The following is a 17,409-nucleotide window of genomic DNA, read 5'->3' as shown; positions in this document are numbered from 1 at the left end:
ATAATCGATAACCTTTTTGTCGAAAACTATCAATGACAAGAACCGCCCGCGGGCATGCTGCGCAACGTCAGCTTAGGGATCGGCACCCTGACAAAGCCTCGGTTCGAGGCAACGATGATCGACCTGAACAAGGAGCGTCCACGTGTTGCAATAGCAATCGCGCCGCTTTTGCGGGTCGGTGCGCCCTTGGGCAGCAGCGTCAGCATAAGGCGATGAGACGGTTGGTCGCAGACGATGCAAATTTGGCGGCCTCTGACGCGCGTGGCTAGGCGCAGGGCAACTGGTGTCCCTCAATATTGGGGCAGACAGTGACAAGGCAGTCCACAGGACGCACTCTTAGTCCATCCTGTGCCATTGCGAACAGCTCTCCGCGTGTTAGCTTGACTTATCTGGACGGCGGATGAGGCATCATCATGGGTAGGGGCTCTGGTGTCAGATGGGCGCTTATCTAGCGCTGCTGGCGTGTTCATGGGACAGACAACAAACAGCGTGCCGGTGACGGGCCGAGGCATGGCACTGGATCGCGCGCCGTGGACCGACATCGGGCATGGCTGCTGTGGCTCGAAGTCTCGTGACGATCCTGCGTTAGATTTGAATTAGCGCTACGAAATAGGGAACATGGTAATGCGCTAACGCCCGGAAAGAAATCCCGTGCAACGACGGGTTGGCAGGCAATGCCGAACGGGGCGTGGGGGCCGTGGCCGCAGTTCGCTAAGAAAGAGCGGGATGCCGCCCTGTCCGGCACGTCATGAAGCGGTATTTGGACCGACTTTAAAGCAATACACCACACATCCCAGCATCGCCTCCGTGTGCTGTGATGTGAATTGACTTTTTGCTCTCATTGCGAGGCAACTGGAAACGGGTAGAGAGATGCGCGCTCCAATACTCTTGCGTGTCAAGTCAAGTCAGATCACGCGGAGAGAAGAGACGTAACACTGCCGCGGCAATATACTAATGCCGTCTTGGCGAACCTCCCCCAATAGAAACGGCCCCGCCAGAGCGGCGGGGCCCTTCGAGGCCTATTCGGCGGTCAATAGCGGGGTTTTGGATTTGCCGATCCGCGGGGCATCCGGGCCGGTGATGTCGAAGGCGGGCTTGTCATCCTCGATCTTCACACGAACCACACCGCCCTTGGTCAGGCGACCAAACAGCAATTCCTCCGCCAGGGGCTTCTTGATGCTCTCTTGGATCACGCGACCCAACGGGCGGGCGCCCATGCGGTCATCATAGCCCTTTTCGGCCAGCCAGTTTGCAGCTTCGGGCGTCAGTTCGATATGGACGTTGCGGTCCATCAACTGGGCTTCCAGCTGCAGCACGAACTTTTCGACCACGTGGACGACCACGTCCCGCGACAGAGGGGCAAAGCTGATGACCGAGTCCAGGCGGTTGCGGAACTCGGGGGTGAACGTCCGTTCGATCGCGGCGGTATCCTCGCCTTCGCGCCGGTCTCGTCCGAACCCGATCGCCGCCTTGGCCTGATCCGCAGCCCCCGCGTTCGAGGTCATGATCAGGATTACGTTGCGGAAATCAACGGTCCGGCCGTTGTGGTCGGTCAGACGTCCCGCATCCATGATCTGCAGCAGGATGTTGAACACATCCGGATGCGCCTTTTCGATCTCGTCCAACAGCAGCACGCAGTGCGGGTGCTGGTCGACACCATCGGTCAACAGTCCGCCCTGATCGAAACCGACATAGCCCGGAGGCGCACCGATCAGACGGCTGACGGCATGCTTCTCCATGTATTCCGACATGTCGAAACGGATCAGCTCCACCCCCAGACTGGAGGCCAGCTGTTTCGCCACCTCGGTCTTGCCGACGCCGGTCGGACCCGCGAACAGATAGTTGCCGATGGGTTTTTCCGGCTCGCGCAGGCCAGCGCGGGCCAGCTTGATTGCGCTGGACAGCATCTCGATGGCATTGTCCTGACCAAACACGACGCGCTTAAGGCCGGCATCCAGATCGCGCAGAACCTCGGCGTCGTTCTTGCTGACGTTCTTGGGCGGAATGCGGGCGATCTTGGCAACGACGGCCTCGATCTCCTTGGGGCTGATCGTCTTGCGCCGCTTGCTTTCGCTGACCAGATGCTGGGCCGCACCGGCCTCGTCGATCAGGTCGATGGCACTGTCGGGCAGCTTGCGGTCGTTGATGTAACGCGCGGCCAGTTCCACCGCCGACTTGATCGCATCATTGGTATAGCGCAGGTCGTGATGCGCCTCGAAATGCGGTTTCAGACCCATCAGGATCTTGACGGTGTCGGGCACCGAAGGCTCGTTCACATCAATCTTCTGGAACCGACGGCTCAGCGCGCGGTCCTTTTCGAAGTGCTGGCGATACTCCTTGTAGGTCGTCGACCCCATGCAGCGCAGCTTGCCGCCGGCTAGCGCGGGCTTCAACAGGTTGGACGCATCCATCGCCCCACCCGAGGTTGCGCCCGCACCGATGACGGTATGGATTTCGTCGATGAACAGGATCGCGTCGGGATGCGCCTCGAGTTCCTTGACGACGGCCTTCAGCCGTTCCTCAAAGTCGCCCCGATACCGGGTTCCGGCCAACAACGCACCCATGTCCAGCGAAAAGATCGTGGCACCGGCCAGAACCTCGGGGGTTTCTCCACGGGTGATCTTCAGCGCCAGGCCCTCGGCGATGGCGGTCTTGCCCACGCCGGGATCGCCCACCAGCAAGGGGTTGTTCTTGCGGCGGCGACACAGGACCTGAATGGCGCGCTCGACCTCGGGCTCGCGGCCGATCAGGGGGTCGACGTCACCCTTCTTGGACTTGACGTTCAGATCGACGCAGTACTTGCCAAGCGCGGTCTCGTCCTTGGGGTCGGGAGTCGCCTCGGCCTTGGCCTGCTCGACCGGCTCGTCCGAACCGACCACCTTGCGGGGTTCGTTGAAGGACGGGTTCTTGGCCACGCCATGCGCAATGAAGTTGACCGCGTCGTAACGGGTCATGTCCATTTCCTGCAGGAAGAAGGCCGCGTTCGATTCCCGTTCGGCAAAGATCGCGACCAGCACGTTCGCGCCAGTGACCTCCTGCCGGCCGGAACTTTGCACGTGGATCGCCGCGCGTTGAATGACGCGTTGGAACGCGGCCGTGGGAACGGCCTCGGATCCTTCGACGTCGGTGATCAGGGTCGACAGGTCATCTTCGATGAAATCGACCAGCGTCTTGCGCAGATCCTCTAGGTCCACGTTGCATGCGCGCATGACCTTGACCGCATCGGGTTCCTCGGTCAGCGCCAGCAACAGGTGTTCCAGCGTTGCAAGCTCGTGTCGATGTTCGTTCGCCAGCGCAAGCGCCTGGTGAATGGCCTGTTCCAGGGAGGTCGAGAAACTTGGCACGGTCGTCTCCTGTCAGTCGGCTGGCGGTATGGGCATTCGTGGCCCACCTGCCCAGACTGTCACGGTAAGGTTAAGATTTGGTGGATTTCGTCTGGCTTCAAGTGGTTTTTCAGAGAGATGCCACGATTTTCCCACGGTTGAGGCAGATGTGATGTCGCAAAGCCTGCATTTCAAGCGCCACCACCACACGGCCCCGTGCGTGGATGCCGCAGTGTTCAGAATCCATCCTTCATCCGACGCAGGCGGGCAAATATCTGCGCGTCATCGGCTCCGGCCATCCCAAGCGCCGCGCCAATCGGGGCGGGGCGCAGGAACGGGTTCGTCGCACGCTCCAGGTCCAGCGTCGCCGGCGCACAAGGCACAAGCGATTGGGCGATCGCCGACAGACGATCCTGCAACGCGGCGTTGTCGGGGTCGACCGACAGGGCAAAGGCGCCGTTGCCGGTGCAATAGTCGTGCCCCGAACAGATCAGCGTATCGCCGGGCAGGGCGTTCAGCCGCGTCAGACTGTCCCACATCATCGCAGGGTCACCTTCGAACAGGCGGCCGCAGCCCATCGCCATCAGGCTGTCCGCCGTAAAGGCCATCGTGCTGTGCGGGAAATGGAACGCCACGTGCCCCACGGTATGACCCGACACGTCGATGACGTGGACCGGTTCGCCCAGCACCTCCAGCGGCTTGCCGGGGGCGACGGCGACATCCAGCGGCGGCAGGCGGTGCGTGTCCGCCGCCGCCCCGATCACCTGCGCGCCGGTGGCCGCGACGATCTCTGGCGTGGCCTGGATGTGGTCGTCGTGATGATGGGTCAGCAGAATTGCGTCCAGACCCCAGCCCCGTGCGTTCAGTTCGGTCAGGATCGGCATGGCCTCGGGCGCGTCGATCAGCACGGTGCCCGCGTCGGAATGCACCAGATAGGCATAGTTGTCCCTGAGACAGCGCAGCGTGACCAGTTCCAGCGGCATTGGCAAATCCTTAACCATGTGTTCACCTGAGCCTGTCAAAACCGGGACCTGCACGCAATGCACCATGACATCGACCAGCTGCGGCGCTTTTACTATCAGCGGGCACTGGGGCGCGTGGTGCAACGCATCCTGCGCGATCGGCTGACCGCACAGTGGGATCCCGCGCGCAGTGCGGGCATGACCATGGCCGGATTCGGGTTCGCCGCGCCGATGCTGCGGCCCTATCTGCCGACCGCACGGCGGGTGACCGCGCTGATGCCGGGGCCGCAGGGGGTGATGGGTTGGCCCGCGGGAATGCCCAATCATGCCGTCCTTTGCGACGAGACGGCCTGGCCAATTCAAACAGGCAGTCTGGACCGGCTGGTGGTCCTGCACGGGCTGGAAACCAGCGAGCATCCGCGCGAACTGCTGGCCGAGGCATGGCGATGCCTGGGGCCGGGGGGGCGGATGATGCTGATGGTGCCGAACCGCGCGGGCCTGTGGGCGGCATCCGACGCGACGCCCTTTGGCTTTGGACGGTCCTATACCACCGGGCAGATAGAGGCGCAGATGCGCCGCGCCGGATTTCAGCCAGACTGGCATGGCAGCGCCGTCTATATCCCGCCGTCCGACCGGCGATTCTGGCTGCGCAGCGCACAGTTCTGGGAACGCACCGGCGCGCGCATCAGCCGGGTTCTGATCGCCGGTGTCATCCTGGTCGAGCTGTCCAAGCACGCCCGCGCGCCGATTGGCCCGGGGGTGCGAATCCATGTGCCCAGCCCGCGGGAGATCCTTGACGGGGTGGCCCGTCCGCGTCCGCAGACCGCACCGACAGCACGCGAAATCGACTGAAACCGTACCGTGGTGCGACATCCTGCCGCAGCGCATCGCGGGGTGCCGGGGCGGTCTGTTAGCGCTGCCCGCGTCGGGTTTCGCCCATCCTGCGCCCTTTGTCGCAAACGCCCGCGTTTCAGGGCCCTGGACGGTTGCCGGGCGTCAAATCACCTGCTAGAGACGCCCCAGATTTACGCGCGACCTTCCATCAGCCGCGCGACCGCGACCCGCACCCCGCGACAGACCAGGCAACAGCCCGGCCCGCCAGCGGGGTTTGCGCAAACCGTAAAGGATGACCGTGGCCAACTCTGTTTCCATCTCCCAGAGCATCGCCGGACGCTATGCGCAGGCCGTCTTCGAGATCGCGAAGGAAAGCGGGGGCTTGGACGCCCTTGCCACCCAGACCGATGATCTGAACACCGCCCTGCACGACAGCGCCGAGCTGCGCGAGTTGATCGCCAGCCCGATCTATTCCCGCGACCAGCAGGCCCGCGCCATCGGTGCTTTGACGACCCGCATGGGGCTGTCGCCGGTGCTGGCCAACACGCTGCAGCTGATGGCGAAGAATCGTCGTCTGTTCGTGCTGCCGCATCTGACCGCCCGGTTGGCGCAGATGATCGCGACGGAACGCGGCGAGGTCACGGCCGACGTCACCAGCGCGATCGCGCTGACGGATGCGCAGATGGACCGCCTGAAACAGACCCTGGCCGAGAAATCCGGCAAGACGGTCAAGCTGAACACGCGCGTCGATGAGACCCTCATCGGCGGCATGATTGTCAAGTTGGGCTCGCAGATGATCGACAGTTCGGTCCGCTCCAAGCTCGCTTCCCTGCAGAATGTCATGAAAGAGGTCGGATAATGGGAATCCAGGCTGCCGAAATTTCGGCGATCCTCAAGGAGCAGATCAAGAACTTCGGCCAGGACGCCGAAGTTGCCGAAGTTGGTCAGGTCCTGTCCGTCGGTGACGGCATTGCGCGCGTCTATGGTCTGGACAAGGTCCAGGCCGGCGAGATGGTCGAATTCCCCGGTGGAATTCGCGGCATGGTGCTGAACCTCGAGACCGACAACGTCGGCGTCGTGATCTTCGGCAACGACCGCTCCATCAAGGAAGGCGACACCGTCAAGCGCACGCGCTCGATCGTGGACGTTCCGGTCGGCAAGGCCCTGCTGGGTCGCGTCGTGGACGGCCTGGGCAACCCGATCGACGGCAAGGGCCCGATCGAGACGACCGAGCGCCGCATCGCCGACATGAAGGCCCCCGGCATCATGCCGCGCAAATCGGTGCACGAGCCGATGGCGACCGGCCTGAAATCAGTCGACGCCATGATCCCCGTCGGCCGCGGCCAGCGCGAGTTGATCATCGGTGACCGTCAGACCGGCAAGACCGCGATCGCGCTGGACACGATCCTGAACCAGATGAGCTATAACGGCCGTGAGGCCGAGGGCATGAAGACCCTGCACTGCATCTATGTCGCCATCGGCCAGAAGCGGTCGACCGTGGCGCAGCTGGTCAAGAAGCTGGAAGAAACCGGCGCCATGGCCTATACCACCGTCGTGGCAGCGACCGCGTCCGACCCGGCGCCGATGCAGTTCCTGGCACCCTTCTCGGGTACCGCGATGGGCGAATATTTCCGCGACAACGGCATGGATGCGCTGATCATCTATGACGACCTGTCCAAGCAGGCCGTTTCCTATCGCCAGATGTCGCTGCTGCTGCGCCGTCCGCCCGGACGCGAAGCATATCCGGGCGACGTGTTCTATCTGCATTCGCGCCTGCTGGAGCGTTCGGCCAAGATGAACGAAGAGTACGGCTCGGGTTCGCTGACGGCGCTGCCGATCATCGAAACCCAGGGCGGTGACGTGTCGGCCTTCATCCCGACCAACGTGATCTCGATCACCGACGGCCAGATTTTCCTGGAGACCGATCTGTTCTTCCAGGGCGTGCGTCCCGCCGTGAACACCGGTCTGTCGGTGTCCCGTGTCGGTTCGGCGGCCCAGACCAAGGCGATGAAGTCCGTCGCGGGTCCGGTCAAGCTGGAACTGGCGCAGTACCGCGAGATGGCGGCCTTTGCCCAGTTCGGTTCGGATCTGGACGTCGCGACTCAGCGCCTGCTGAACCGTGGTGCCCGTCTGACCGAGCTGATGAAGCAACCTCAGTACCGCCCGCTGACCAACGCCGAGATCGTCATCGTGATCTATGCCGGCACCAAGGGTTTCATCGACAACGTGCCCGTGCGCGAGGTCGTTGCCTGGGAAGACGGTCTGCTTCAGTTCCTGCGCAGCCAGAAGTCCGATTTGCTGGACGACATGACCCGCAACGATCGCAAGATCGGCGGAGAGCTGGAAGCCTCGATCAAGGCGGCGCTGGACGAATACAACCGCACCCGCGCCTGAGGGGGGAATAGATGCCCAGTCTCAAGGATCTCAAGAACCGGATCGGAAGCGTCAAGAACACGCGGAAGATCACCAAGGCGATGCAGATGGTCGCCGCCGCAAAACTGCGCCGTGCGCAGGATGCGGCGGAAGCCGCGCGCCCCTATGCCGACCGCATGGCGGCCGTCATGGCAGGCCTGACCGCGAATGCGGCAGGTCAGTCGGGCGCACCCCGGCTGCTGTCGGGAACGGGCGACGACAAGCGGCACCTGTTGGTGGTGATGACGGCGGAACGCGGTCTGGCCGGTGGCTTCAACAGCTCGATCGTGCGCTTGGCGCGCGTTCACGCCGAGAAGCTGCGGGCCGAGGGCAAGCAGGTCGCCATCCTCACCGTCGGCAAGAAGGGCCGTGAGCAGCTGAAGCGCGATTACGGCAGCCTGTTCGTGCACCATGTCGACCTCTCCGAGGTCAAGCGCATGGGTTACGATACGGCCCGCGGCATCACCGACGAGGTGCTGACGCGCTTTGACACCGGCGATTTCGACGTCGCGACGATTTTCTATAACCGGTTCGAGTCGGTGATCAGCCAGGTTCCGACCGCGCGCCAGATCATCCCCGCCGAAGTCCCCGAGGGCGCGTCCACGACGAATGCACTCTATGACTACGAACCGGGCGAGGAAGAGTTGCTGGCGGATCTGCTGCCCCGATCGGTGGCCACGCAGATCTTTGCGGCGCTTCTGGAGAATGCAGCGTCCGAGCAGGGCGCGCGGATGAGTGCGATGGACAATGCCACGCGCAACGCGGGCGACATGATCGACCGGCTGACGACGGAGTACAACCGTTCGCGTCAGGCAGCGATCACCACCGAACTTATCGAAATCATCGCGGGCGCCGAGGCGCTTTGACCGTAAATCAGAGGTGACGACATGGCTGATGCCAAGGGTAAAATCACGCAGGTCATCGGGGCCGTCGTGGACGTGCAGTTCGAGGGTGAACTGCCGGCAATTCTCAACGCGCTGATCACGCATAACAACGGCAAGACGCTGGTGCTGGAAGTGGCTCAGCATCTGGGCGAAAACACGGTCCGCACCATCGCGATGGACGCGACCGAGGGTTTGATCCGCGGCGAATCGGTGTCGGACACCGGCGGCCCGATCATGGTGCCGGTGGGCGACGTGACGCTTGGCCGGATCCTGAACGTCATCGGTGAGCCGGTGGACGAGGGTGCACCGCTGGCCGCCAGCGAAACCCGTGCGATCCACCAGCCTGCGCCCGACTTTGCCGCACAGGCGACCAGTTCGGAGATCCTGGTGACCGGCATCAAGGTCATCGACCTGCTGGCTCCCTATTCCAAGGGCGGAAAGATCGGCCTGTTCGGCGGTGCCGGCGTGGGCAAGACGGTTCTGATCATGGAACTGATCAACAACATCGCCAAGGTGCACTCGGGCTACTCCGTGTTCGCCGGCGTCGGTGAGCGCACGCGCGAAGGCAACGACCTGTACCACGAGATGGTCGAATCGGGCGTTATCGTTCCTGATAATCTGGTCGATTCCAAAGTGGCGCTGGTCTATGGCCAGATGAACGAACCGCCGGGCGCCCGCATGCGCGTCGCGCTGACCGGTCTGACCCTGGCGGAACAGTTCCGCGATGCGTCGGGCACGGACGTGCTGTTCTTTGTGGACAACATCTTCCGCTTTACCCAGGCCGGTTCCGAAGTGTCGGCGCTGCTGGGCCGCATCCCGTCCGCCGTGGGCTATCAGCCGACGCTGGCGACCGACATGGGCGTGATGCAGGAGCGGATCACCTCGACCAAGAACGGCTCGATCACCTCGATCCAGGCCGTCTACGTCCCGGCCGACGACCTGACTGACCCGGCACCCGCCACGACCTTTGCCCACCTGGACGCCACGACGAACCTTTCGCGTGCCATCTCGGAGCTGGGCATCTATCCGGCCGTGGACCCGCTGGACAGCTCGTCGCGTCTGATGGATCCGCAGATCCTGGGCGAAGAGCACTATCAGGTGGCCCGCGACGTTCAGGGTATCCTGCAGAAGTACAAGTCGCTGCAGGACATCATCGCGATCCTTGGCATGGACGAACTGTCCGAAGAGGACAAGCTGACCGTGACCCGTGCGCGCAAGATCCAGCGCTTTCTGTCGCAGCCCTTCGACGTGGCAAAGGTCTTTACCGGGTCGGACGGCGTTCAGGTTCCGCTGGAAAAAACCATCGCCTCGTTCAAGGCAGTCGTTGCAGGCGAGTATGACCACCTGCCGGAATCGGCCTTCTACATGGTCGGCGACATCGAAGACGTGAAAGCCAAGGCACAGCGTCTGGCCGCAGAAGCGGCGTAAGGGGGCAGAATGGCCGATACCATGCAGTTCGACCTCGTGTCACCGGAACGGAGCCTTGCTTCCGTTCCCGTGCGCGAGGTGCGTCTGCCGGGCAGCGATGGCGATCTGACCGCCATGCCCGGCCACGCGCCCACGATCGTGACACTGCGTCCGGGCATGGTGATCCTGGTCGGCGCCGACGGCACCACCAGCGAATTCGCCGTCACCGGCGGCTTTGCCGAGATCAACCAGGACAGCGTCAGCCTGCTCGCGGAGCGCGGTCACCCGCGCGACGAGATCACACAGGACATCTATAACGACATGATGAAGGACGCCCACCGCGTCCATCGCAGCGCCAAGGATCGGCGCGAACATGTTGGCGAAGAGGTCGTGACCGCCGCCGTCAAACTGTTGGGCGACATGCAGGCGCTTGGCACGCATATCGGGCTGGACCCAAACCAGTCGACGGTTCCTGACTGATCCGTTTGACCGACGTTTGGTGGCCCGAAAAGCTCCGGCAAAGCCGGGGCTTTTTTTTCGTTCCGACGGTCGCTAGCATCGTTGTGCCGCATACGGGAATATGCTGATGATACGATTTGCCAGCCACGAGATCGGGATTGCACGCGGTGAGGTCATGATGGTGTCCGATTTCGACACCCAGGGACCGATGTGGACAGGCACGGGTGACCGGTCACACCGCCAGAAGGTCGAGTTTGACGACCGTTTCGTGGCACCGCCCATTGTGCATCTCAGCATCGGGATGTGGGACCTGGACAGCGACCGCAATCAGCGCGGCGACCTGCAGGTCGAGAACGTGACCCTGACCGGTTTCGATATCCTGTTCCGCACATGGGGCGACACCCGCATCGCGCGGATGCGGGTTCAATGGATGGCCATCGGGGCCGTGCCGGACGAACAGGATTTCATCCTTTAGGCCCGGTCCAGATTCACCCCGATCAGCCCCGCGACCAGGTCCGGGTGGGTCAGGGGGGCCATGTGTCCTGCGCCCGGCACCGTTGCGCGGCCCACGTCGGGCAGGCGGTCGGCCAGCGCGTCGATGATGCCGCCGATCACGGCAGGGCTGTCCGCCCCCTGGATCAACAGCACCGGCGCATCGACCTGTTCCAGTCCACCCTCGCGCAGGATGCGGGCGCTGTCATGGCGCAGCGCGTCGCCGGTTGCCGCGACCAGCCGGATCTGGCGCACCATCTGGGCACGGGCCTCTGGGGGCAGGCGGTCAGGTTCCTGCGCGCCCCAGACCGACAGGAACGCAGCCATGGCCGCGTCGTCCTGTCCGTCGTCCAGCATTGCGGCCATGCGGGCGTCCATCGCGTCCTGGGCGGGGTCGGGGCGGGCGGCGAACAGTACCGGCTCTATCAGGGTCAGGCTGCGAATGGCGTCCGGGGCGGCGACCGCGATGCGCAGCGCCACGGTCGCGCCAAAGCTGTGGCCGATCAGGTCCATCGGCCGGTCGATCATCGCGGCAGCCAGCCGGGTGACGGCCGTGTGGTAATCCGGTCCGTCGGGCTGTGGCTGCCAGTCGTCGCTGCGCCCGTGGCCGGGCATGTCGAAACCGCGCAGGTCGATGCGCCCGTCCAGCAGCCGCGCGATCGGGCCCCAGCCGGACCCGCTGCCCATCATGCAATGCAGCGCCAGCGCTGGACGGTCGGGATCGCCCGGCCAGTGCCGCAGGTGCAGTCCGCTCACAGCGTGGCCAGATGGCGGTCCAGAAAGTCCAGCCGGTCCTGGCCCCAGAACCGCTGATCGGTGTCACGCACGATGTAGAAGGGCGTGCCAAAGGCGCCCGCGGCCACGGCCTCCTCGAGGTTGCGGGAATAGGCCTCGGCGCCGACCAGCAGGCCAGTATCGACCAGTTTCGGATCGAAACCATGGGTCTGCAGCAGATTGCGCAGCACGGCGTCGTCGCTGATGTCATGGTCCTGAACCCAGCAGGCGCGCATGATCGCGTGGACCAGTCCGCCCAGATCGCCGCCGCCCGCATTCTGCGCGGCGATGATCGCATAGGATGATGGCGCCATGTTCACAGGCCAGAAGGCAGGCTTCTGGTTCATCTCCAACCCCAGATGGTCGGCCCAACGCGGGATTTCCTGGTTGCGATATTCCTGGCGGCTGACATGGCGCTTGGCCGGGCCCACACCGCCCGTGCGATCAAAGAGTTGGATGACGTCCAGCGGCTTGTAGGTGATGGTCGCACCATGACGGGCCGCGATGTCCTCCAGTCGTGTGCCACCAAGGTAGCACCAGGGGCTGATCGTCGCGAGATAGTAGTCGATATGGGCCATGCCATGTCCTTTCCGGGTTTGCCGCACGCTAGCCCGGTGCTAAGGCAACCGCAATCTGACGCAACCGCCAAAGGCCCGCCCAATGCCCGTCATGACCGAACCCAAGCTGATTTCCGGAAACGCCAACCGACCGCTGGCCAAGTCCATCGCGCGGCGCATGTCCATGCATCGCGGCATGAGCGTCAACCTGCTGGACGCCCGCGTCGAGCGCTTCAACGACCAGGAGATCTTTGTCGAGGTCTACGAGAACGTCCGCGGCGAGGACATGTACATCATCCAGCCCACGTCGAACCCGGCCAATGACAACCTGATGGAGCTGCTGATCATGACCGACGCGCTGCGCCGGTCGTCGGCCGCGCGCATCACGGCGGTGATCCCCTATTTCGGCTATGCCCGTCAGGACCGCCGCGCCAAGGCCCGCACGCCGATCAGCGCCAAGCTGGTCGCCAACCTGCTGACCGAGGCGGGCGTCGACCGCGTCCTGACGCTGGACCTGCACGCGGCCCAGATCCAGGGGTTCTTTGACGTGCCGGTGGACAACCTGTACGCGGCGCCGGTCTTTGCGCTGGACGTTCAGCATCACTTCAAGGGGCGGATGAACGATCTGATGGTCGTGTCGCCCGACGTGGGCGGTGTGGCCCGTGCGCGAGAACTGGCCACCCGGATCGGCGCGCCCCTGTCCATCGTGGACAAGCGCCGCGAAAAGGCCGGAGAGATCGCCGAGATGACCGTGATCGGTGACGTGGCCGGCAAGGCCTGCATCATCGTCGACGACATCTGCGACACCGCCGGCACGCTGGTCAAGGCGGCGCAGGTGCTGACCGACAACGGCGCGACCGAGGTCCACGCCTATATCACCCACGGCGTCCTGTCCGGCCCGGCGGTCGAACGCGTCACGAATTCGGTCATGAAATCGCTGGTGATCACCGATTCGATCCAGCCCACGGACGCTGTCAGGAATGCGCCCAACATCCGCATCGTGCCCACCGCGCCGATGTTCACGCAGGCGATCCTGAACATCTGGAACGGCACCTCGGTCAGCAGCCTGTTCGAGACGGACACCCTGCTGCCGATCTACGAAGGGCTGTATTCGCCGATCTGACCCGATCGCCCGGCATCATCCAAGGGCCGGCCCCGTCGCGGGGCCGGCCCTTGGATGATGCGATCACAGCGCGCGCCAGCCGATGTCGCGGCGACAGAACCCCTGCGGCCAGTCGATCGCATCGACCAGCGCATAGGCGCGCTGATGCGCATCAGCCAGGGTCGCGCCGCGCCCGGTGCAGGCCAGCACGCGGCCGCCCGTGGCCACGACCGCGCCGTCACGGTTGGCCGTACCCGCGTGAAAGGTCATCTGAAAGCTGGTCTCGGGCAGGGCCTGCAGCCCGCCGATCACTGTCCCTTTGGCATAGGCGCCGGGATAGCCGTCGGCCGCCATGACCACGGTCAGCGCGTGATCGTCGGCCCAGGTGACGGGGGTGTCGGCCAGCCGCCCCTCGGCACAGGCCAGGAGCAGGTCCAGCACCTGCCCGCCCAGCCGCATCATCAGCACCTGGCATTCCGGGTCGCCGAAACGGACGTTGTATTCGACCAGCCGCGCCTGACCGTCCGCGATCATCAACCCGGCATAGAGCACTCCCTGGAACGGCATGCCGCGTCGGGCCATTTCCGCGATGGTGGGGCGCACGATGCGGTCCATCACCTGGTCCTGGATCGCCTGTGTCAGCACCGGGGCGGGGCTATAGGCACCCATGCCGCCGGTGTTCGGCCCGGTATCGCCATCACCCACGCGCTTGTGGTCCTGGGCGGTGCCGATGGCCAGACAATCGGTGCCGTCGGACAGGATGAAGAAACTGGCCTCCTCGCCGTCCATGAATTCCTCGATCACGACGGACATGTCGCCGAACGCGCCGTCAAAGATGTCGTCGATGGCGGCATGGGCCTGATCGATCGTCTCGGCCACGGTGACGCCCTTGCCGGCGGCCAGCCCATCGGCCTTGACCACGATCGGCGCGCCTTGGGCGGTCACGTGATCGCGGGCCGCGGCGGCGTCGGTGAACCGGGCCCAGGCTGCGGTGGGGGCGGCGCAGGCGTCGCAGATTTCCTTGGTGAAGGTCTTGGATGCCTCCAGCTGGGCGGCGGCCTGCGACGGGCCAAAGACCAGAAAGCCCGCATCGCGCAGCGCGTCGGACACGCCTGCAGCCAGCGGCGCCTCGGGGCCGACAATGACGAAATCGATGGCGTTGCCTTCGGCGAAATCCAGCACCTCGGCACGCGACAGCACGTCCAGGTCCGCGCATTCGGCAACGCCCGCGATGCCCGCATTGCCGGGTGCCACGATCAGGCGGTCGCATTTCGGATTCTGCCGGATCGCCCATGCCAGCGCATGTTCGCGCCCGCCGCCGCCCAGGATCAGGATATTCATCTGCCGCCCTTTCGCTTGACCTTGCGGCGTTCTAGTCTGGCCGGGACAAGGGAACAAGACGCATGGACCTGCTGGACGACGACATGGACGATGCCCCCGAGCCGGGCAGCAACGCGCATGAATTCACCGTGTCCGAACTATCCGGCGCGGTCAAACGCAGCATCGAGGACCAGTTCGGCCGCGTTCGCGTGCGGGCCGAGATCGGCCGCGTGTCCCGCCCCGGATCGGGGCACCTGTATTTCGACCTCAAGGACGACCGCGCCGTGCTGGCCGCCGTCACTTGGAAGGGGCAGGCCGCCCGCCTGATCCAGCGCCCCGAGGAGGGGATGGAGGTCATCGCAACGGGACGCCTGACAACGTTTCCGGGTCAGTCGAAATACCAGATGATCGTCGATCAGATCGAACCTGCAGGCGCCGGCGCGCTGATGGCGATGCTGGACAAGCGCCGCAAGGCGCTGGCGGTCGAGGGGCTGTTTGATCAGGACCGCAAGCGTGCCCTGCCGTTCCTCCCTCGGGTCATCGGGGTGGTGACCTCGCCCTCGGGCGCGGTCATCCGCGACATCCTGCACCGGCTGCGCGATCGCTTTCCGACCCGCGTGATCATCTGGCCCGTGGCCGTGCAGGGCGAGGGCTGCGCGCCGCAGGTGACCGCCGCGATCCAGGGGTTCAACGCGCTGACGCCGGACGGGCCGATCCCACGGCCCGACCTGATCATCGTGGCCCGCGGCGGCGGGTCATTGGAGGATCTGTGGGGCTTCAACGAGGAGTCGGTCGTGCGCGCGGTTGCCGTCAGCGCCATTCCCCTGATCTCCGCCGTGGGACATGAAACGGACACGACCCTGATCGATTTCGCCTCGGACATGCGGGCGCCGACGCCCACCGCAGCCGCCGAGATGGCCGTGCCTGTCCGCGCCGATCTGGCCGCGCGTCTGGCGGAAACCGGGGCGCGGATGGCGCGCTGCAACGCGCAGGCGATTCAGCGTCCGCGTCAACGCCTGCGCGATCTGTCCCGCGCCCTGGGCCGCCCCGCCGCCCTGACCGAAGGCGCGCGGCAGCGGCTGGACCTGTGGGGTGGGCGGCTGGAACCGGCGCTGCGGCAACTGGCCCGAGCGCGCCGGCAACAGCTGGCCTCGCGTCCGATGCCGGCGGCGATGTTGCGCCAGTTCACGCAGGGCAAGCGGGCAGGGCTGGACCGGGCGCAGATGCGGCTGGACGGCGCCCGCATCCGGCGGCTGGAACGCCCGCGTGACCGGCTGGCGCAGCTGCGCGACCGATTGGATAATTCGCTGACGCGGGTCGTGGCGACCACACGGCGCGCGGTGGCGCAGCAGGGCGCGCGGCTGGCCGATCTGGATCAGCGTCTGGTCGCGGCGATGACCCGCGCCCGCCTGCGGCGGCAGGATGCGTTGGCGCGGCTGGACCGGATGCGGCAATCGCTTGGGCACGACCAGACGTTGCGGCGCGGGTTCGTGATCGTGCGCGGCCCCGATGGCGGGGTGGTCACCACGCCCGAAGCGGCGGCCCGGACCCCCCGGATGGAGCTGCAGTTCGCGGGCGATCTTCGCTTGGCCGTGCGCCCGGACGCCACCCCCGAAAAGCCGAAACGGCGCAAGCCTGCCCCGCCAGAGCAAAAGACGCTGATCTGACCTCAGGCGGGGCGCGGGCGCATGACCAGCCAGATCAGCGCCCCGCCTGCCAGCACCAGAGAGGGCAGCATCGCCAGATTGACCGCGTTCCAGCCCGCGACGATCGAGCCGCCCGAACAGTTCATCAGCCCGCCCGACGACAGCGACGCCAGAAAGACCCCGCCAAAGACCACGAAATCGTTCATGCCCTGAACGCGGCCCCGTTCCTCGGGGGCGTGGGCGCGGGTCAGCATGGTCGTAGCCCCGATATAGCCAAAGTTCCAGCCGATCCCCAGCAGCACCAGCGCCAGGTAGAACTGTTCCAGAGCCACGCCGGACAGCGCCACCGCCCCCGCCGAGGCCAGGATCGCCAGCCCCAGCCCGACGATCCGTTCCGGCCCGAACCGGGCGATCAGGTGGCCGGTGAAAAAGCTGGGCGCGAACATGGCCAGCACATGCGCGCTGACGATGTTGGCGGCATCCGCCGTGTCATAGCCGCAGCCCACCACCGCCAGCGGGGTCGAGGTCATCACAAGGTTCATCAGCGCATAGGATACCATCCCGCACACCATCGCGACGGCAATGGCAGGGGTCCGCAGGATCTGCCCCATCGGGCGCCCGGCGGATGCCGCCAACATCGTCAGCGCGCATGTGCTGGCCATGTTGGCGGGGAATGTCCAGGAACGCGAACAGCAGCGGCCCCGCAAGGTTCAGCCCGATCACCGCCAGATAGGTCGCAAGGAACGGTACCGCTGTCAGGTCGCTGGTCATCCGCACCAGCGCGGGCCCGATGATCGCAGCGGCCAGCCCCCCGGCCATGACCAGGCTGATGGCCTTGGGCGCGTAATCTTCGGGCGCGGTGTCGGTGGCGGCAAAGCGATAGAAACCCTGTGCCGACATATAGATTCCGGTCAGGGCCGAACCGGCCATGAACAGCCCGAACGACCCCAACCACAGCCCGGCCGCCGCCACGGCCGCGCCCAGACCCCCCGCCGCCACTGCCAGCAGGAACCCCGCCTGTCGCCCGCGCGCCTGCATGAAGCGTGCCAGCGGCCGCGCCGACAGGGTCGAGCCCAGGATGATCATCGACAGGGGCAGCGTCACCAGACAGGGGTGGGGCGACAGGATCTGACCCGCCAGCCCGCCGACGATAAAGATGACCGACATCTGCGCGCCCAGGATTGCCTGCGCCAGAACCAGGACGACGACATTGCGCCGGGCGCGCGCCAGATCCATC

The 17,409-nt window shown here is 65.1% G+C and carries 15 protein-coding genes and 1 pseudogene; 10 read left to right on the top strand and 6 right to left on the bottom strand.

Annotated features, from left to right (window positions below; translation table 11 throughout):
• The first annotated feature begins 54 nt into the window (after positions 1-54).
• Positions 55-216: a hypothetical protein gene (locus ACJJVR_RS00980; RefSeq protein WP_405401506.1), complete on the top strand. Its 162-nt coding sequence runs from the start codon at positions 55-57 to the stop codon at positions 214-216.
• An 803-nt stretch (positions 217-1,019) separates the two neighbouring features.
• On the opposite strand, the gene clpA is transcribed toward ACJJVR_RS00980, so the two are convergent.
• Both clpA and gloB read right to left on the bottom strand, forming a co-directional pair.
• Positions 1,020-3,344: an ATP-dependent Clp protease ATP-binding subunit ClpA gene (gene clpA, locus ACJJVR_RS00975; RefSeq protein WP_405401505.1), complete on the bottom strand. Its 2,325-nt coding sequence runs from the start codon at positions 3,342-3,344 to the stop codon at positions 1,020-1,022.
• 215 nt (positions 3,345-3,559) lie between these two features.
• Positions 3,560-4,306, bottom strand: coding sequence for a hydroxyacylglutathione hydrolase (gloB, locus tag ACJJVR_RS00970; RefSeq protein ID WP_405401503.1), 747 nt, complete (start codon positions 4,304-4,306; stop codon positions 3,560-3,562).
• A 57-nt stretch (positions 4,307-4,363) separates the two neighbouring features.
• Between gloB and ACJJVR_RS00965 the strand changes: the two genes are divergently transcribed.
• The 7 genes from ACJJVR_RS00965 to ACJJVR_RS00935 all read left to right on the top strand — a co-directional run bounded on the left by ACJJVR_RS00965 (position 4,364) and on the right by ACJJVR_RS00935 (position 10,756).
• The gene (locus ACJJVR_RS00965; RefSeq protein ID WP_405401502.1) at positions 4,364-5,137 is read left to right on the top strand and encodes a class I SAM-dependent methyltransferase; all 774 of its coding nucleotides are present in this window, start codon (positions 4,364-4,366) and stop codon (positions 5,135-5,137) included.
• Between the two features lie 274 nt (positions 5,138-5,411).
• The gene (locus ACJJVR_RS00960; RefSeq protein WP_405401501.1) at positions 5,412-5,978 is read left to right on the top strand and encodes a F0F1 ATP synthase subunit delta; all 567 of its coding nucleotides are present in this window, start codon (positions 5,412-5,414) and stop codon (positions 5,976-5,978) included.
• On the top strand, positions 5,978-7,513 hold the full coding sequence (gene atpA, locus ACJJVR_RS00955; RefSeq protein ID WP_405401499.1) for a F0F1 ATP synthase subunit alpha: 1,536 nt from the start codon (positions 5,978-5,980) through the stop codon (positions 7,511-7,513). Before ACJJVR_RS00960 ends, atpA begins: the two co-directional genes overlap by 1 nt.
• An 11-nt stretch (positions 7,514-7,524) precedes the next feature.
• Positions 7,525-8,397, top strand: a complete 873-nt coding sequence (locus ACJJVR_RS00950) for a F0F1 ATP synthase subunit gamma (protein WP_405401497.1) — start codon at positions 7,525-7,527, stop codon at positions 8,395-8,397.
• 21 nt (positions 8,398-8,418) lie between these two features.
• On the top strand, positions 8,419-9,843 hold the full coding sequence (gene atpD, locus ACJJVR_RS00945; protein WP_405401493.1) for a F0F1 ATP synthase subunit beta: 1,425 nt from the start codon (positions 8,419-8,421) through the stop codon (positions 9,841-9,843).
• A 9-nt stretch (positions 9,844-9,852) separates the two neighbouring features.
• Positions 9,853-10,302: a F0F1 ATP synthase subunit epsilon gene (locus ACJJVR_RS00940; RefSeq protein WP_405401491.1), complete on the top strand. Its 450-nt coding sequence runs from the start codon at positions 9,853-9,855 to the stop codon at positions 10,300-10,302.
• Positions 10,303-10,408: 106 nt separating this feature from the next.
• Positions 10,409-10,756 (top strand): H-type lectin domain-containing protein, encoded by a 348-nt coding sequence (locus ACJJVR_RS00935; protein ID WP_405401489.1) that lies wholly within the window; start codon positions 10,409-10,411, stop codon positions 10,754-10,756.
• Here ACJJVR_RS00935 and ACJJVR_RS00930 read toward each other — a convergent pair.
• Both ACJJVR_RS00930 and ACJJVR_RS00925 read right to left on the bottom strand, forming a co-directional pair.
• Positions 10,753-11,529: an alpha/beta fold hydrolase gene (locus ACJJVR_RS00930; protein ID WP_405401487.1), complete on the bottom strand. Its 777-nt coding sequence runs from the start codon at positions 11,527-11,529 to the stop codon at positions 10,753-10,755. The genes ACJJVR_RS00935 and ACJJVR_RS00930 overlap by 4 nt on opposite strands.
• Positions 11,526-12,125 (bottom strand): 2-hydroxychromene-2-carboxylate isomerase, encoded by a 600-nt coding sequence (locus ACJJVR_RS00925; protein ID WP_405401486.1) that lies wholly within the window; start codon positions 12,123-12,125, stop codon positions 11,526-11,528. Before ACJJVR_RS00925 ends, ACJJVR_RS00930 begins: the two co-directional genes overlap by 4 nt.
• A gap of 82 nt (positions 12,126-12,207) precedes the next feature.
• On the opposite strand from ACJJVR_RS00925, the gene ACJJVR_RS00920 reads away from it, so the two are divergent.
• Positions 12,208-13,227 (top strand): ribose-phosphate pyrophosphokinase, encoded by a 1,020-nt coding sequence (locus ACJJVR_RS00920; RefSeq protein ID WP_405401484.1) that lies wholly within the window; start codon positions 12,208-12,210, stop codon positions 13,225-13,227.
• 63 nt (positions 13,228-13,290) lie between these two features.
• On the opposite strand, the gene purD is transcribed toward ACJJVR_RS00920, so the two are convergent.
• Positions 13,291-14,547: a phosphoribosylamine--glycine ligase gene (gene purD, locus ACJJVR_RS00915; protein WP_405401482.1), complete on the bottom strand. Its 1,257-nt coding sequence runs from the start codon at positions 14,545-14,547 to the stop codon at positions 13,291-13,293.
• A 62-nt stretch (positions 14,548-14,609) separates the two neighbouring features.
• On the opposite strand from purD, the gene xseA reads away from it, so the two are divergent.
• A complete protein-coding gene (gene xseA, locus ACJJVR_RS00910; RefSeq protein ID WP_405401480.1) occupies positions 14,610-16,193 on the top strand; it encodes an exodeoxyribonuclease VII large subunit in 1,584 nt (527 codons plus the stop codon).
• 2 nt (positions 16,194-16,195) lie between these two features.
• Here xseA and ACJJVR_RS00905 read toward each other — a convergent pair.
• Positions 16,196-17,408: pseudogene (locus ACJJVR_RS00905) on the bottom strand (MFS transporter).
• Between the last annotated feature and the right edge of the window lies 1 nt (position 17,409).

The sequence above is a fragment of the Paracoccus sp. Ld10 genome, from assembly GCF_045064235.1.
Lineage (GTDB): Bacteria > Pseudomonadota > Alphaproteobacteria > Rhodobacterales > Rhodobacteraceae > Paracoccus.
This window is presented reverse-complemented; position numbering and strand designations above follow the sequence as displayed.

Coding starts and splice junctions, on each gene's coding strand:
- ACJJVR_RS00925 (WP_405401486.1), bottom strand. CDS start 12,125: ATGGCCCATATCGACTACTATCTCGCGACGATCAGCCCCTGGTGCTAC.
- ACJJVR_RS00965 (WP_405401502.1), top strand. CDS start 4,364: ATGCACCATGACATCGACCAGCTGCGGCGCTTTTACTATCAGCGGGCA.
- ACJJVR_RS00960 (WP_405401501.1), top strand. CDS start 5,412: ATGACCGTGGCCAACTCTGTTTCCATCTCCCAGAGCATCGCCGGACGC.
- atpA (WP_405401499.1), top strand. CDS start 5,978: ATGGGAATCCAGGCTGCCGAAATTTCGGCGATCCTCAAGGAGCAGATC.
- ACJJVR_RS00935 (WP_405401489.1), top strand. CDS start 10,409: ATGATACGATTTGCCAGCCACGAGATCGGGATTGCACGCGGTGAGGTC.
- atpD (WP_405401493.1), top strand. CDS start 8,419: ATGGCTGATGCCAAGGGTAAAATCACGCAGGTCATCGGGGCCGTCGTG.
- xseA (WP_405401480.1), top strand. CDS start 14,610: ATGGACCTGCTGGACGACGACATGGACGATGCCCCCGAGCCGGGCAGC.
- ACJJVR_RS00980 (WP_405401506.1), top strand. CDS start 55: ATGCTGCGCAACGTCAGCTTAGGGATCGGCACCCTGACAAAGCCTCGG.
- ACJJVR_RS00940 (WP_405401491.1), top strand. CDS start 9,853: ATGGCCGATACCATGCAGTTCGACCTCGTGTCACCGGAACGGAGCCTT.
- ACJJVR_RS00920 (WP_405401484.1), top strand. CDS start 12,208: ATGCCCGTCATGACCGAACCCAAGCTGATTTCCGGAAACGCCAACCGA.
- ACJJVR_RS00950 (WP_405401497.1), top strand. CDS start 7,525: ATGCCCAGTCTCAAGGATCTCAAGAACCGGATCGGAAGCGTCAAGAAC.
- purD (WP_405401482.1), bottom strand. CDS start 14,547: ATGAATATCCTGATCCTGGGCGGCGGCGGGCGCGAACATGCGCTGGCA.
- gloB (WP_405401503.1), bottom strand. CDS start 4,306: ATGCCGCTGGAACTGGTCACGCTGCGCTGTCTCAGGGACAACTATGCC.